Annotated in this window: 14 protein-coding genes; 8 read left to right on the forward strand and 6 right to left on the reverse strand. The window is 65.2% G+C overall.

The features are described 5' to 3' along the window. The first annotated feature begins 73 nt into the window (after positions 1-73). Positions 74-712, forward strand: coding sequence for a heme-binding protein (locus tag CFE28_13290; GenBank protein OYU70881.1), 639 nt, complete (start codon positions 74-76; stop codon positions 710-712). On the opposite strand, the gene CFE28_13295 is transcribed toward CFE28_13290, so the two are convergent. The 3 genes from CFE28_13295 to flgK are packed head-to-tail and all read right to left on the reverse strand — an operon-like array spanning position 699 to position 4952. Then, positions 699-1862, reverse strand: a complete 1164-nt coding sequence (locus CFE28_13295; protein ID OYU70882.1) for a tRNA 2-thiouridine(34) synthase MnmA — start codon at positions 1860-1862, stop codon at positions 699-701. The two genes, CFE28_13290 and CFE28_13295, sit on opposite strands and share 14 nt — an antisense overlap. 43 nt (positions 1863-1905) lie before the next feature. After that, entirely contained in the window at positions 1906-2835 is a 930-nt protein-coding gene (locus CFE28_13300; GenBank protein OYU70883.1) for a flagellin, read from the reverse strand. A gap of 11 nt (positions 2836-2846) precedes the next feature. Then, the gene (flgK, locus tag CFE28_13305; protein OYU70884.1) at positions 2847-4952 is read right to left on the reverse strand and encodes a flagellar hook-associated protein FlgK; all 2106 of its coding nucleotides are present in this window, start codon (positions 4950-4952) and stop codon (positions 2847-2849) included. 477 nt (positions 4953-5429) lie between these two features. Between flgK and CFE28_13310 the strand changes: the two genes are divergently transcribed. The 4 genes from CFE28_13310 to CFE28_13325 all read left to right on the forward strand — a co-directional run bounded on the left by CFE28_13310 (position 5430) and on the right by CFE28_13325 (position 9545). Then, the gene (locus CFE28_13310; protein OYU70885.1) at positions 5430-6965 is read left to right on the forward strand and encodes a hypothetical protein; all 1536 of its coding nucleotides are present in this window, start codon (positions 5430-5432) and stop codon (positions 6963-6965) included. A gap of 2 nt (positions 6966-6967) precedes the next feature. Then, on the forward strand, positions 6968-7654 hold the full coding sequence (locus CFE28_13315) for a flagellar hook capping protein (protein ID OYU70886.1): 687 nt from the start codon (positions 6968-6970) through the stop codon (positions 7652-7654). A gap of 49 nt (positions 7655-7703) precedes the next feature. Further along, positions 7704-9089, forward strand: coding sequence for a transposase (locus CFE28_13320; GenBank protein ID OYU70887.1), 1386 nt, complete (start codon positions 7704-7706; stop codon positions 9087-9089). 165 nt (positions 9090-9254) lie between these two features. Then, on the forward strand, positions 9255-9545 hold the full coding sequence (locus tag CFE28_13325) for a hypothetical protein (GenBank protein OYU70888.1): 291 nt from the start codon (positions 9255-9257) through the stop codon (positions 9543-9545). A gap of 72 nt (positions 9546-9617) precedes the next feature. On the opposite strand, the gene CFE28_13330 is transcribed toward CFE28_13325, so the two are convergent. Continuing rightward, positions 9618-10004, reverse strand: a complete 387-nt coding sequence (locus CFE28_13330) for a hypothetical protein (GenBank protein OYU70889.1) — start codon at positions 10002-10004, stop codon at positions 9618-9620. Positions 10005-10084: 80 nt separating this feature from the next. Between CFE28_13330 and fumC the strand changes: the two genes are divergently transcribed. Continuing rightward, complete coding sequence (gene fumC / locus CFE28_13335; protein ID OYU70890.1) at positions 10085-11476, forward strand: fumarate hydratase, class II; 1392 nt, start codon at positions 10085-10087, stop codon at positions 11474-11476. Next, positions 11476-11913: a GNAT family N-acetyltransferase gene (locus CFE28_13340; GenBank protein OYU70891.1), complete on the forward strand. Its 438-nt coding sequence runs from the start codon at positions 11476-11478 to the stop codon at positions 11911-11913. The genes fumC and CFE28_13340 overlap by 1 nt, the downstream gene beginning before the upstream one ends. 1 nt (position 11914) lies before the next feature. On the opposite strand, the gene CFE28_13345 is transcribed toward CFE28_13340, so the two are convergent. Beyond that, positions 11915-12874, reverse strand: coding sequence for a farnesyltranstransferase (locus tag CFE28_13345; GenBank protein OYU71708.1), 960 nt, complete (start codon positions 12872-12874; stop codon positions 11915-11917). 144 nt (positions 12875-13018) lie between these two features. Here CFE28_13345 and CFE28_13350 point away from each other — a divergent pair, with 144 nt between their 5' ends. After that, positions 13019-13804, forward strand: a complete 786-nt coding sequence (locus CFE28_13350; GenBank protein OYU70892.1) for a methyltransferase — start codon at positions 13019-13021, stop codon at positions 13802-13804. A gap of 15 nt (positions 13805-13819) precedes the next feature. Here CFE28_13350 and CFE28_13355 read toward each other — a convergent pair whose 3' ends face one another. Next, positions 13820-14629 carry an acyl-CoA thioesterase gene (locus tag CFE28_13355; protein ID OYU70893.1) on the reverse strand — a complete coding sequence of 270 codons (810 nt, stop codon included), beginning with the start codon at positions 14627-14629 and terminating at the stop codon, positions 13820-13822. Positions 14630-14695 lie beyond the last annotated feature (66 nt).

Here is a 14695-nt window from a genome sequence, read left to right on the forward strand (position 1 = left end):
CGGAGACTTGCATCCCTCTTCGGTCCAGAGGCGTATAGGCATTGCGGCCCGTCCGGGGTGCAGAGGAGATACCATGCCGAGCTTCGGCGAAGTCGTCGTGACCGTCCTTGCAGGATTTGGACAGCTGGTGGGCGTGCGCGCCGGAACCGAGGCGCCGAAGTACGAGGTGGTTGAGCGGCTCGGGGACGTGGAAATCCGGCACTATGGTCCGCGGCTTGCGGCCGAAGCCGTCGTATCCGGTCCCGTGGAAACCGCCCGCAATGAGGGCTTCCGCAAGGTGGCCGGCTATATTTTCGGCGGCAATACGACCAAGGCTTCCATCGCCATGACGGCCCCGGTGGCCCAGGCCAAAGCCAAGGGCTCGCAATCCATCGCCATGACAGCGCCCGTGGTGCAGAGCGCTGATGGCGCAGGCGCCTGGAGGATCCAGTTCATCATGCCGGCCAAGTACACCCGGGCGACCCTGCCCATTCCCAATGATCCGGATGTGAAGATCGTCGACGTGCCGGCCCAGGACTATGCGGTCCTTCGCTATACCGGTTCCACGGGTGCGCCCGGGGTGGCCCGGAAGACCGCCGACCTCCGGGCAGCCCTGGCGGGCAAGACCTGGGAGACTACGGGCGAGCCCCTGTCCTGGTTCTATGATCCGCCCTGGACCGCCCCCTTCCTCCGCCGGAACGAAGTGGCCATTCCGGTGGTCAGGCGGCGCTGAGGGTCCGGTCAATGAACCCGCCGCCGAGCACGCGGTCGGGGCTTGAAGGATCGTAGAGGACGCAGGCCTGACCGGGGGAAACCCCATGCTCTGGCGAATCGAAGATCACGGCGATATCAGAGCCCTGCAGGGCGAGATGGGCCGCAACCGGCTCGGCCGTCGAGCGCACCCGGGCCAGAACTGCAAGAGATTCAGCGCCCGCCGCCTCTACATTAATATGGTCGCCGAGCCAGTTGATTTCCTTGAGAATCACGCCCGCGGTTAACAGGGCTTCTCGTGGCCCGACCACCACCTGACGCGCGTCGGCATTGATCTTGACCACATACAGCGGGTCGCCGACGGCCACATTCAGTCCGCGTCTCTGGCCGACGGTATAGCGGGTCACGCCTTCGTGCCGCCCGAGAACCCGACCATCCATGTGAACGATGTCGCCGGGAATGGCGCCCTGCGGCCGGATCCGGTCAATGACCGTCGTATATCGCCCCTCGGGCACGAAGCAGATGTCCTGGCTGTCGGGCTTGTCGGCTATGGCCAGGCCCAGCTCCGCCGCGGCCCGTCGCACTTCCGGCTTGGGCATGCCGCCCAGGGGAAAGCGCAGATAGGACAACTGATCGGCCGTGGTGGCGAACAGGAAATAGCTCTGGTCCCGGGCAGGATCTGCGGCGCGGCGCAGTTCCGGTCCATTGGCGCCAACTTCCCGACGGACATAGTGGCCCGTCGCCATGGCAGAAGCGTCGAGGTCTCTGGCCACGTCCAGAAGGTCGCGGAACTTGACTGTCTGATTGCAGCGGATGCACGGCACCGGCGTTTCACCGCGCAGGTAGGCGTCGGCGAAGTCCTCGATCACCTGGTCCCGGAACCGGCTCTCATAGTCCAGGACATAGTGAGGAATGCCGATGGCGTCGGCGGCGTTGCGGGCGTCGTGAATGTCCTGACCCGCACAGCAGGCGCCCTTCTTCTGGATCGCCGCGCCGTGGTCATAGAGCTGCAGGGTGACGCCAACCACATCATATCCGGCCCTGGCCAGCAGGGCTGCGGTGACGGTGGAATCCACGCCGCCGGACATGGCCGCAACCACCCGGGCGCCCACGGGCAGGCCCACCGCCTGGCGGGCGGCTTCAACGGCGGCGTCGGTGAAGGCGGCGTTCATGGCCGCTATGTAGCGTTTCAGCCCGGACTTTGCGAGGGCGCCCCTAGCTGAGGAAGTTGAGCAGGGAGGAATCCTTCAGGGTCCGGAAGGCCTGGGCGGCAGCCTGCATGGACTGCTGGGCCAGGTTGAGCCGTGTCGAAGCCTCCGCAAGGTTCACGTCGGTGGTGTCGCTGAGGATGCTCTTGATGTTGATCTGATGAGCCTCGATGCCCGTCTGGACAGTCGTCACCCGCGCCTGGTTGTTGCCGTTCTGGGCTGTAGCCGTGGTCAGGGAGGTATGGACGCTGGTCCAGGTCGCCAGCTGGTTTTCCAGGAAGGTGCGCTGGGCGGCGGTCAATTGTCCATTGAAGGGCCCGCTACCCCCCTGATGGAAGGCCTGCAGGGTCTGGAAGGCCGTCATCATGTTCGTGCCCAGCTGGTCGGCCAGCATGCCCGTGGAAATGGTGGTGGAGTCGTCGACCTTGGCCTGGGCCACAAAGGTGTCGTTGTGGAACTGACCAGCAATGGTGGCCAGGGGGGCTGTCAGATCGCTGAGCTGGGTCGCCGAGACCGGCTTTGTGTTCACCTGGCCGCCGGCAAACAGGTATTTGCCATCATAATCCGCGTTGAGGGCGCCGACCGCATTACCGAACTGGGCCTGCAGATCCTGCATCAGGGTGGTGGCGCTGTCGGTGGCCAGGGCGTTGGCGATGGCCTGTCGTGTGGCGTCGGCGGCGTCGGCCACCCGGTTGAGGGCCAGATCCTGCATGGACAGCCGGTTGGCGACCACCTTGTTCTGATCGGCATAGGTGGTCAGGCGGGCGTCGACGGTCTGCATGGCCGTCAGCACTTCGGCCTTGCTGGCATAGTCCTTCAGGTTGATCCCGATCTTGCCGGACGAGACCTGGTTGCCCGCCTCCACCTGACGCTGCTGGGCGCTCTGGATATTGGCGAGAATGGCGCTGTAGCTGCCGGCTGACGAAATGCGGTTCATGTCGGCCCTCCTCAGACGATGCTAGTCAAGACGTCGAACAGTTCTTTGGTCGCCTGGATCATGCGCGCCGAAGCGTTAAACGCCTGCTGATAAGTGGTGAGACGGACCAGTTCCTCGTCGAGATTGACGCTCTCGACCGACTGCATCCGTGATGTGGCCTCGGCGACAACGGCGCTGGAGGCCTGTTTCTGTGACTCCGCGCTCTGGGCCAGACGCCCGATCCCGCCGCCGAACTGCGAGGCATAGCTGTTCACCGAGGTCGCCAGGTTTCCCAGGGTCCCGGCAGCGCCGAAATGGGTCGTTACTGCCCCGGCCGTGGCAAGGCCCTGGGCGCCGCTCCCGTCGCCGGGGCGAATGGCCGGCTGGGTCGCTGCGACCGTCAGGTCCAGCTTGTTCAGGGACAGCTTGGTGGGGTCTGCAGCTATGGCGGGCGTCACTGTCAGGCGCGATGCCCGGGAAGCCCGGGTGCTGGTTCCCAGGCCGAACAGGTCGCTGACCGTCGGTCCACCCGCCCCCCGCGCCGTCTGATCAGCTGTCACCGAAACGGTGACCGGCAGGGCGTTATTGCTGGTGAAACTCAGCTTGCCATTGGTGTCGAGACCGAAGCTGCCGAAGATGCCGACGCCGGTCGCATTGGCGTTCAGGGAGTTGAGCAGGTCCTGCATGGTGGTCGCCGCAGGAACCGTGATGGTCATGTCCTTGATCGGCCGCCCGTCGGCCTGGGCCACCCGCAGGCTCAGGGTCTGGCCGGCGGTGAAGCCGTGGGGGTCCGTGGTTTTCAGGCCGGTGTCGAAATTGGTGATGCCCGAGGACTGGACCAGATCGTTGAGACCGAAGAACTGCGAGAACCCCTGCCCCGCCTTTGTGGCGGTGCCCGTATCAAAGGCAAGGCCATTGCCGCCTGCAGCGTTGAGGGTCAGGCCCCGATTGGTGAAGGTGGCGGAGCCCGAGGCGCCAAGGGCGGCGTTGAGGCTGGCCAGGAAATTGGCCGGGGTGAAGGCCGCGCCTGCCCCGCCATTGACGCTCATTGTTCCTGCGGTGAAGTCGATGGCGACGGTTCGCTGGACGACCCCCGCGGCGTTGGTGATGGCGAGCGTTGTGGTTCCTGTGAAGTTGGAAACCGCCGTCGGCAGGTCCAGTCCGGTATCCCGCCCGGTCATGGTCGCCGGCGCCGGAACCCGCGCAGCGCTGTTGTGGGCAGCGTTCAGCTGGGCCGCCACCTGGTTGGCGAACTCACCGAGCTGATCGGTAATCCCCGGCAGGATGTCATCGTGCAGGTCCAGCAGACCGCGCAGTTCGCCGCCGGTGATTGAAATCGCCTGCGGATTGCCGAGACCATCCCCGGACATGGCGGTGATATAGCCGGGCGCCCCGGAGGTCTGGTTGAAGGTAAGCTTGGCCGGGCCCGTCGCTGTACCTGTCAGGGCGTAGCCTTCGGCGCTGCGCACAATGACCCCGCCCGTGCTCAGGGGCTGGACCTGGATGTTCATCAGGGCCGAGAGCTGGTCGATATAGCCCTTCTGGAGATTTTCAGATCCGGAAGGATCGCCGGAGGTGACCTTGGCCCGACTGATATCGGCGTTCAGCCGGTCAATCTGCGCCAGCAGGTCATTGACCTTGGCGATGCCCGCAGTCGTCTGGGCCGCGACGGTCTTTCCGATTTCGGCGACCTGGTCGTTGGTGCGGGTGGTTTCACTCAGGAAGTCCTGAACCCCGGCAATGCTCTGGGCCCGCAGAATGGTCGATGTGGGGTCATTGGCGGCGGCCGAGAAGGCTGACCAGACCTTGTCCAGCTGGGAGAAATAGCCGCTGGTGCTTGACGGGTCGCCAAACAGGGACTGGGTCGTGTCCAGATATCCGGACACCACGCCCCACCGCGAACTCTCTGCCGTGGCCGTTGTCGCGGCCTTTTCGAGATAGCCGTCGGTGACGCGGCGGATGGCCGAGACATTGACCCCGACACCCGCCCCGGCGGCGACCAGCTGCTGCTGGTCAACGACCTTTCGCACATAGCCGGGCGTATTGACGTTGGCGACATTGTCCGACGTCGTCCGCAGACCGATCTGAGCGGCCATCAATCCCGAGGTTGCGCTTCTCAACGTTGCGTTCAGCGACACGTTTCAAACCTCCAACCGGCAAGCCTTGCGCAGTAGCGGCGAATTCTGCCGGGGTGTTTTGAAGAACACCCGCGCGAGGGACCGGAAAAATCCCAAATATTTCAATACCCATGCTGCCAGGGCGGCCTGGGGTCTGAATCCGGTGTCGCAAGACGGGCGCCAGTCCCCGACCCTGATGCAAACCTTGCGTCGAGTGGCGACTGCCCGAGCGCCGTATCACCACCCAGGGTGATGACCATCAGCTAGGCGGAAAAAGGCTCCAGGGCGGCAGGACCGACCTATCTGGCCTGCCCGTCGGCAAATTCCGCCATGGGTGATGAGACCGATAACTCCAGGTTTTCAGATACCTTTTCTGTTATTTTTCAATGTGATGATTGCCGTGCCGCAAGTTGGCGCGGAGGTTGCGAGGGGAGAGCGGAAGTTTGGGCGCGACCTGCGTCCGCAATCACAGGGCCCGGCCGCGAGGACGGGAATTGAATGAACGCCGGTCTCGCCACCGCCGCATTGCCGCCGCCGCCCGGACCCCAGGTGTCCGCAGCGACGAACGCTCAGCCTGCCTCCACCAAAGCAGCAGGCGAAGGCTTTGGCGCGCACCTGGCCAAGGCCATCGCCGTCAAAACGCAATCCAGGTCCATCGAGGCGGCTGAAGCTGCACCTCAGGGCCGCGACACGCAATCTCGTGAGATTCCGTCCCGCCGGTCCGACGTCGATCGTCCAGTGCGCGCAGAGCGGGCTGAGAAGACTGACAAGGTTGAGCCTGCCAACGAACCGCAGGCTGCGGCGCCCGAAAGCGCCAGCACGGCTGGATCCGATGCCGCAGCCCAGGCCCAGGCCGCCGCCATGGCGGCTTCACAGGCCCCGGCCCCATCTGAACCCAAGGCGCCGGCGGAGGCCGCCATCGCCGCCGAGACGAGCCGAACAACTGGTCCCGGACCTAATGCGTCGATCCTGCTTGCTGAAGCGGCCACGGATGAGGGCCTGGCCGCCGATACGGTCGTGGAAGCCGGGACCTCAGATCTTTCCCAGGCCGCCTCAGCCCCGTCGACCGCCAATGAAGCCCTGGACGCCAAGCCCCAGCCGGTGACCCCTGACCTGGCGCGTCTCGCCCGGCAGGCCGCCGCTGAACAGGCTATGGCTGCAGAGGTTCAGGCCGAACAGCTGCAGGCTGAGCTGGCCCAGTCAGAGCTTGCGCCGGCATCCCTGGATCAGGCCCTTCAATCGGCGGCCGACGAAGCCATGGCTGCAAGTGCGCCTGAAGCCCCCAAGGTTTCTGCAGGATCAGAACAGCCCTCCGCCAATGCAAAGTCCGCCAGGTCCGAAGGCGGGCTCCAGTCCGCCCCGGCCACCGGAAGCCCGATCACCGCCATGACCTCGACCGGTGGGTCGAGCGGCGGGTTCTCCGGCGAGGCCCGGCAGGATGGACAGGCCTCCGACCTGGCCTCCAATCCATCAGTGTCGACTGACGCCGCGGCGGCCCAGCCAGCGCCAGTGGCCGAAGCCAGCCAGACGCCGATCCCCGCACCGATCCATGTTGCGCCCCAGACCCTGCAGACGGCCGCCGTGGTGCTCAAGTCCGGGCCCCAGACCGTGTCGACCCTTGCGGCCCAGATCGTCAGCAAGTTCGACGGCGGCGCGACCCGTTTTGATCTGGAGCTGCATCCCCTTGACCTCGGGCGGGTGGATGTCCGGCTTGAAGTCGGCGCTGGCGGCCAGATCAGCGCCTCCATGTCCTTCGACAATCCCCAGGCCGCCGCCGAAATGCGCTCGCGGTCGGCCGAACTCCAGAAAGCCCTCGAGAACGCCGGATTCAATCTGAGCGGGGGCCTGTCCTTCGACGTGGCCGGTGATCGCGGCCAGGGCGGATCGCGCCACACCGGCGGCGAGCCTGGCCCCGCCCAGCGGGCCCGCGCCCTCGAAAACGCCGCCAGCGCCGCAGCCGACGTGGCCGACGCCGCCAGCCTCATGAGCGCCTATGGCGCCCGCCCCGCCCGGGGCGTGGACATCAGGATCTAGTCATGACCACCACAACCGCAGCCAGCTCCGCCGCCGCCACCACCGCCACGGACTCCGGTTCCCTGGGCAAGGCGCGCCTGGCTTCCAGCTTTGACACCTTCCTGAAACTGCTGACCTCGCAGCTGAAGAACCAGGACCCGCTCTCGCCGCTGGATTCCAACCAGTTCACCCAGCAGCTGGTCCAGATGACCGGTGTCGAGCAGCAGATCTTCTCGAACGACCTGCTCAAGCAGCTGGTCACCAATTCCGGCTCGACGGTCTCGCAGGCCGTTTCGGTCATCGGCAAGGATGTCCAGGCTTCGGTGGCCACGTCGGGCCTGTCCGGCGGCAAGGCCAGCTGGAACTACAAGCTCGACCGGGCCGCCACGGACGTGAAGCTCGAAATCGTCGACGCCAACGGCAAGATCGTTCACGCCGAGGCCGCCGGCGCCACCACAGCCGGGGACCATGCCCTGAACTGGAACGGCAAGGATCTGGCCGGAGCCCAGCTGCCCAACGGTGGAACCTATACCCTTCGGGTCACGGCCGTGGACGCCTCCAACACCACGGTCGCCTCGTCATTATCGATCAAGGGCCGGGTGACCGCCGTGGAACAGTCCAACGGTGCCATCCTGCTCAGCGTCGGTGGCGCAAAAATCCCCTTCAGCTCGGTCACCACAGTGACCGAAGCCGCACCGGCAGGGGTCTGACCCCGGCCATGACCTCAAATCGCCTTGAAAAAATAAGGATGGAGAATCCATGAGTATCAGCAGCGCCATGCAGGCCGGGGTTTCCGGCCTGATGAGCAACTCGTCGGCTCTGGCGGCGATCTCGGACAATATCGCCAACATCAACACCACTGCCTACAAGCGCACCCAGGTCAATTTCTCCGACATCGTCACCGCCCAGGCGCTGAAGAACCGCTATTCCGCTGGCGGTGTGCAGGGCACGGTCCGTCAGTATGTCAGCCAGCAGGGCCTGATCCAGGCGGCCAACTCTTCGACCGATCTGGCGATTTCGGGGGATGGCTTCTTCGTCGTCGCCAACAAGGGCGCCGGTCTTGCGTCCTCAGATCCCCGGAGCTTCACCCGGGCCGGCAGTTTCAGCGTCGATTCCGCCGGTTATCTGGTCAATGACGCCAAGCTCTATCTCCAGGGCTGGCCGGTGCAGACCGACGGAAGCTTCATCACCAATGCCTCGGACCTGACGATGATGGACTCCATCAACGTCAAGAACATCAGCGGCGTGGTCAGCAAGACCACCGATGTGACGGTCAACGCCAATCTGGACAAGCGGGGCGTCACCGGCTCGGTCGGCGATGCGACCTATGTGGGCACCACCGCCTTCTCAATGGCTGACTATGCTGATGACCCGACGACCGGGACCAAGCCGGATTTCACCCTCGACCTGCCGGTCGTGGACTCCGAAGGCGAGACCCACAAGTTTCAGATGGCTTTTCTGAAGGATTCCTCGGCCCCGAACAGCTGGCATGCTGAAATCTACGCGGTTCCCAAGGCCGACGTGACCGGGCTTGGTCGCCCTGGCCAGCTGGCCAGGGGCAAGGTGACCTTCAACACGGACGGGTCATTCAACCAGACAACCACGACCCTGTTTGGCGCCGCCAACGCCATCCCGAAACTCACCCTGGCTGCATCCGGGGGCGCTGCTCCCGCTTGGGCCGCCACCGAGGGCGTCGCCGCCTCGACCGTGAATCTGGATCTGGGAACACTTTCCCAACTGGCCGCAACGTCCACGGTCACCGCAGTGAGCGGCAATGGCGCGACCGTTGGCAATGTCGTCGGCGTCCAGGTGGATGAAAAGGGCGTTGTCTCGGCGATTTTCGACAATTCCCAGGTGCGGAAGATCGCCCAGGTCGGGATCGCAACCTTCCAGAATGCTGATGGCCTGATGGCGCAGAGCGGAAACTCTTACCAGGCGACGCTTGGATCGGGCTCCTACACGATCAAGCAGGCGGGGATCGGGGGCGCCGGTCAGGTCTCGTCTTCATCACTAGAAGCTTCAACAGTCGACCTGTCTGCTGAGTTTACCGGCCTGATTACGACGCAGAAAGCTTACTCCGCGTCTTCGAAAATCATAACAACCGCCGATCAGATGCTTGAAGAGCTTATCAATATTAAGCGCTAAATTCAGAGCTTAATGGGTCTTAATCTCTCCTAACGTCTTGACTGTACCATATTAATACACGGGGCATCGATGATTATCAGTTTTTTTACTATCACGATTCATCGGCCGTTATGGCCTGTCGCTTATCTTCCGTCCGAACAGTGATGGTGTGAAAGGCGAAAAGCCATGTTGCAACAACAACAGCAGACCCGGACCAACAGCCGCGGCGAAGCTTACGTGATCGGTCCGACGGGCGTGCCGTTGACGATCTCCGACCTGCCCCCGCCCAATACGGGGCGATGGGTCATCCGGCGCAAGGCCGAGGTTGTCGCCGCCGTGCGTGGCGGTCTGCTCTCCCTCGATGAGGCCTGCGAACGCTACACCCTGACCAACGAGGAATTCCTCGCCTGGCAGAAGTCGATTGATCGTCACGGCCTCGCCGGCCTGCGGACCACCCGGCTCCAGCAATACCGTTAAAAGCTCGTCGCCCATGCGAGCTCTCTGAGTGCAGCCGCCCCTTGCCCCGGGGCGGCTGTTCTTGTTTCAGGATCAGGGCTTTGGCGGAACCCAGCCGCTCAGATCACGCAGCTTGCGCACGGTGATCGCCACCTGCTCCCGCTCCCCGGCCCGCCGTTCGACCAGCAGGCGCGAGACCTGGGCGTCGTCGTGAAAGACATAGCCCTTGATCGCGTCCAGCAGGGCCTTGGCCAGATTGTCCAGATCCATCCAGGGCGGATCGCCCACATAGTCCATGATGATCTCGACAGAGAACTCGCCCCAGGCCGGCCGGCCGCCCCGCCAGGACTTGCGGAAGAACTCATAGACCAGTGGCTTGTAATAGCGGCTCTGGGTTGTCAGGCCGTCGATCACCAGCTCGAAAACGCCATCACCCTCCCGGGCGCGCACCTTGCCTTGCTGGGTCCAACCATCGCTCATAGGCCTTACTAGATCGACCAAGCCTTGCAGTCTCCCCCGGCTTGGCTAAACCAAGCGCGAAAATCATCGGAGCCCTGACCATGACCGCCACCCGCACCGAATCCGACACCTTCGGCCCGATCGAGGTCGCCAGCGACGTCTACTGGGGCGCCCAGGCCGAGCGCAGCCTCGGCAATTTCAAGATCGGCTGGGAAAAGCAGCCCCAGCCGGTGATCCGGGCCCTGGGCATCGTCAAGCGGGCCGCCGCCGAGGCCAACATGGAGCTGGGCCGCCTGGATCCCAAGATCGCCGCCGCCATCATCGCCGCCGCCCAGGAAGTCATTGACGGCAAGCTGGACGCACACTTCCCCCTGTCGGTCTGGCAGACGGGCTCGGGCACCCAGTCAAACATGAACGCCAATGAGGTGATCTCGAACCGCGCCATCGAGATGATGGGTGGGGAAATGGGCTCGAAGAAGCCGGTTCACCCCAATGACCACGTCAATATGAGCCAGTCGTCCAACGACACCTATCCGACGGCCATGCACATCGCCTGCGCCGAGCAGGTGGCCAACAACCTTCTGCCGGCGCTCGACCACCTGCACGCCGCCCTGAAGGTCAAGGAAGCGGCCTTCGCCCACATCATCAAGATCGGCCGGACCCACACCCAGGACGCCACCCCCCTGACCCTGGGCCAGGAGTTCTCGGGCTATCGTCAGCAGGTCGAGAACGGCCGCCGCCGCATCCAGGAGACCCTGGGCGGTCTCTACGAGCTGGCCCAGGGCGGCACCGCCGTCGGCACCGGCCTCAATGCGCCGATCGGCTTCGCCGAGCTGGTGGCCGCCAAGATCGCCGCCATCACCGGCCTGCCCTTCGTCTCGGCCCCCAACAAGTTCGAAGCCCTGGCCGCCCACGACGCCATGGTCTTCAGCCACGGCGCCATCAATTCCATGGCTGCTGGCCTGTTCAAGATCGCCAATGACATCCGCTTCCTGGGCTCCGGACCGCGGTCGGGTCTTGGCGAACTGTCCCTTCCGGAAAACGAACCCGGCTCGTCCATCATGCCGGGCAAGGTCAACCCGACACAGTGCGAGGCCCTGACCATGGTCTGCACCCAGGTGTTCGGCAACAACGCCACCATGACCTTCGCCGGCGCCTCAGGCCATTTCGAGCTCAACGTCTTCAACCCGGTCATGGCCTACAACTTCCTGCAGTCCTGCCGCCTGGTGACAGACTCGGCCATCTCCTTCACCGACAACTGCGTGGTCGGCATCGAGGCCCGGGAAGACAACATCAAGGCGGCCCTGGACCGTTCGCTGATGCTGGTGACCGCCCTGGCGCCCAAGATCGGCTATGACGCCGCAGCCAAGATCGCCAAGACCGCCCACAAGAACGGCACCACCCTGCGCGAGGAAGCGGTCGGCGGCGGCTATGTCACCGACGCGGAATTCGATGAAGTGGTCCGTCCGGAGAAGATGATCTCGCCGGGCTGATGGTCCAGCTTGTCCGCCTGACCGACGGCCTGCCCGAAGGCTTCGACGCCCTGATGGCCCTCGCAACCACCGAGGGTCACGGAAACATGGCGCGGCTCGCTGATGAGGTTGCGACCGGCTCGACCGCCTTCATCGCCCTGCTGGCGGCCATGAACGGCGGAGACCTGGTCGGGATCGGCGGCATGACCCTTGAACCCGAACCTGCCCCCGAGCCCGCCATACGCATGCGCAGGCTCTATGTGGCGCCGTCCGCCCGCCGTGAGGGCGTCGCAAGAACCCTTGTTTCAGCCCTGCTGCAGGAAGCCTGGGATCAGGTGGATCTGGTGACGGTCCACGCCGGATCGAAGGAGGCCGGCCGGTTCTGGGAGGCCCAGGGCTTTTCCGTGGTGGAGGGCTTGCCCTGGTCCCACCAGGCGCGGCGGTCAGGCCAGGCCTGACCTACATCTTCCGGGCGACGGCGAAGTCGGCCAGATCTTCCAGGGCCGGACGCCAGCTGTTGGATGTGGAGAAATCCGCCAGGGCCGCCTTGGCCGCAGCGGCATAGTCGGCGGCGAGGTCCAGGGTCGCCTTGTCCGCCCCGGTTTCGACGATCAGGGCCCGGGCCTTCTGGAAGTCTTCGTCGGTCTGTTCGCGACGGCCCACCGTGCGGTCCCAGAAGGCCTTCTCGGTAGTGGCCGTCCTGGCGATGGTCATCAGCAGGGGCAGGGTCGCCTTGCCTTCCCGGAAGTCGTCCCCGGGATTCTTGCCCAGGACTTCGCTCTCGCCGGAATAGTCCAGGGCGTCGTCCACCAGCTGGAAGGCCAGGCCCAGATTCTGGCCATAGCGGCGCAGGCCCCGGCACTGGTCGGGCGTAGCCCCGGCTGACACGGCGCCGGCTTCAGCTGCGGCGGCGAACAGCTCGGCTGTCTTGGCCTTGATGATTTCAAGATAGGTTTCGGTGGGCAGGTTCAGGTCGTGGGCCCGGGTCAGTTGCAGGACCTCGCCCTCAGCTATGACCCGGCTGGCGCGGGCCAGGATTTCCAGGGCCTGCATGCTGCCGGCCTCGACCATCAGCTCGAAGGACCGGGCAAACAGGAAGTCGCCAACCAGGACGCTGGCGGGAGCGCCCCAAATCAGGTGGGCCGCCACCTTGCCCCGGCGCAGTTCGGAGGAGTCCACCACGTCATCATGCAGCAGGGTGGCGGTGTGGATGAACTCGACCGAGGCCGCCAGTTTCAGGCAGGCGTCGTCAGTGGATCCAGACACCCGGGCCGCAGCTATGGTCAGCAGGGGGCGCAGGCGTTTGGCTGATCCGCCAATAAGGTGCTCGGCCAGGGCCGGGATCACCGAGACCGGACTCTGCATCCGGTCGCGGATCAGGGCGTCCACTCCGGCCATGTCAGCCCTGGCCAGAGCCATCAGGCCATCAATGGACACGGGCTTGGATGCAATGGCGGCGCCGTCTGCGTCCACGGGGACTCCTGTCTTTTCCGCGGCGCAGGGAGAGCGCGCCGCTTGAGGGCGACAATGGCGATGCGATAAGGCAGGCTAGCACAAAGCACAATGTCGGACCGACATCTGACGGAAGGAAAGACCATTTCCTCGGGCCAAACTCCTCCTGAAACGGATGGCTTCCTGGGCGGGCGCCTGCGCCTGCGCCAGTCCGGCAAGGGCTATCGGGCCGGCATGGACGCGGCCTTGCTGGCCGCCGCCTGCGACGCCAGGGCCGACGACCGGGTGGTGGAGGCCGGCTGCGGCCCAGGGGCGGTCCTGCTGTCAGCGGCCCTGAGGCGGCCAGAAGCCGAGTTCACGGGTCTGGAAATGGACCCTGAAGCCCTGGCCCTGGCGCAGGACAATATCGCCCTCAACAACCTCGCTGACCGGGTCAGGGTTCAGGCCGCCGACATCGGCAAGCCCTTCGCCCGGCTGAGCCTGCCGCCCTTTGACGCCGCCCTGGCCAACCCGCCCTTTTTTGATGATCCCGCCGCAATGCGCGCACCAAAACCTGAAAAGCAGGCCGCCTGGATGGCGCAGGGCGGGCTGGAGGCCTGGACCATCTTCCTGCTGAAGTCGGTTCGCGAGGGCGGGACCATTACGGTCATCCACCGGGCAGACCGCCTGGCCGACCTGCTGGCCCTGCTCAGCCCCAAGGCCGGCAGCTTCCAGATCCGCCCCATCCACCCCTTCGCCGACGCCCCGGCCAAGCGGGTCCTGGTCCGGGCCCTGAAAACCGGCAAGGCGCCGCTCCAGCTCCTGCCGCCAGTGATCCTGCACGACCGCGAAGGCGGCAAGCACACCCCCCAGGCCGACGCCCTGCTCCGCGGCGAAGCGGCCTTGGGGTGGGTCTAGATTCGAGACCGACCCCTACCCCTTGAACCAGACCAGCTGGTTGCTCACCGCCAGCAGTTCCCCGTCATCGGACCAGAGCCGGGCCGACTGGTCGTTGAAGCCATGCCTGAAGACCGCCGCATCACAGACCGCCAGCAGGGGTCGGTCGCCCTGCCGCGCCAGAGCCGCCGCGTCGGCCATGAAATAGGTGCTGAGGGTCGCAGTGGCCACGGGCGAGAAATCCCCCCGGACCATGAAGATCCTGGGCAGGAAGGCGTCGCTGATCGCCGCCAGGGCCGGAAAGTCCAGGGGCCGCGATGGCGTCTCGCGCACCCACATGGACGTCTGCGGATCCATCAGCTCCCCGCCCGGGCCCAGGGGCCTTGGCCCGCCGGTCAGGAACCGCATTTCATAGTTCTTACGCCAGGCCACCGGGACATCGCCCTCTGAGAGCGGGGTCTGATCCCAGGCTGGAACCTGCGGCATGGAGGCCATGGCGTGACCCCAGGTCTCCCGCTCGGCGCCGGTGACCACCGTGGCCGTGGTGGTGATCCCGCCCTCCCCTTGCGTCTGCTCAACCGACCAATGCTGGGTCGAGCGCCCGTCCCGGACCAGCCGCACGGAGACCTCGAAAGCCCCCTCGGCCACAGCCCCGCAGAAATTGACCGTCAGGGCCGCCGGCCGACCGCGGCATTGGGGATGATCCAGCACAGCCTTCAGCATGACCGCTGCTGTCGCCCCGCCGAAGGGCCCGGCCATGTTCCAGTAGTCCGCCGTGGTCGCGCCCGCGAACCGTCCCGCGCCGATGGGTGTCAGGGCAATGGCAGCGTCGAGGGGGTGGGACATGGGGGAGGCTTTCTACTCAGACCTTCGAGGCCAACCGGCCCTCAAGGTTGTATTATGCAAAAGACA

Source organism: Alphaproteobacteria bacterium PA2, from assembly GCA_002256425.1.
Lineage (GTDB): Bacteria > Pseudomonadota > Alphaproteobacteria > Caulobacterales > Caulobacteraceae > Phenylobacterium.

Coding starts and splice junctions, on each gene's coding strand:
- CFE28_13320 (OYU70887.1), top strand. CDS start 7,704: ATGAGTATCAGCAGCGCCATGCAGGCCGGGGTTTCCGGCCTGATGAGC.
- fumC (OYU70890.1), top strand. CDS start 10,085: ATGACCGCCACCCGCACCGAATCCGACACCTTCGGCCCGATCGAGGTC.
- CFE28_13315 (OYU70886.1), top strand. CDS start 6,968: ATGACCACCACAACCGCAGCCAGCTCCGCCGCCGCCACCACCGCCACG.
- CFE28_13340 (OYU70891.1), top strand. CDS start 11,476: ATGGTCCAGCTTGTCCGCCTGACCGACGGCCTGCCCGAAGGCTTCGAC.
- CFE28_13300 (OYU70883.1), bottom strand. CDS start 2,835: ATGAACCGCATTTCGTCAGCCGGCAGCTACAGCGCCATTCTCGCCAAT.
- CFE28_13330 (OYU70889.1), bottom strand. CDS start 10,004: ATGAGCGATGGTTGGACCCAGCAAGGCAAGGTGCGCGCCCGGGAGGGT.
- CFE28_13350 (OYU70892.1), top strand. CDS start 13,019: ATGTCGGACCGACATCTGACGGAAGGAAAGACCATTTCCTCGGGCCAA.
- CFE28_13295 (OYU70882.1), bottom strand. CDS start 1,862: ATGAACGCCGCCTTCACCGACGCCGCCGTTGAAGCCGCCCGCCAGGCG.
- CFE28_13325 (OYU70888.1), top strand. CDS start 9,255: ATGTTGCAACAACAACAGCAGACCCGGACCAACAGCCGCGGCGAAGCT.
- CFE28_13355 (OYU70893.1), bottom strand. CDS start 14,629: ATGTCCCACCCCCTCGACGCTGCCATTGCCCTGACACCCATCGGCGCG.
- CFE28_13310 (OYU70885.1), top strand. CDS start 5,430: ATGAACGCCGGTCTCGCCACCGCCGCATTGCCGCCGCCGCCCGGACCC.
- CFE28_13345 (OYU71708.1), bottom strand. CDS start 12,874: ATGGCTCTGGCCAGGGCTGACATGGCCGGAGTGGACGCCCTGATCCGC.
- CFE28_13290 (OYU70881.1), top strand. CDS start 74: ATGCCGAGCTTCGGCGAAGTCGTCGTGACCGTCCTTGCAGGATTTGGA.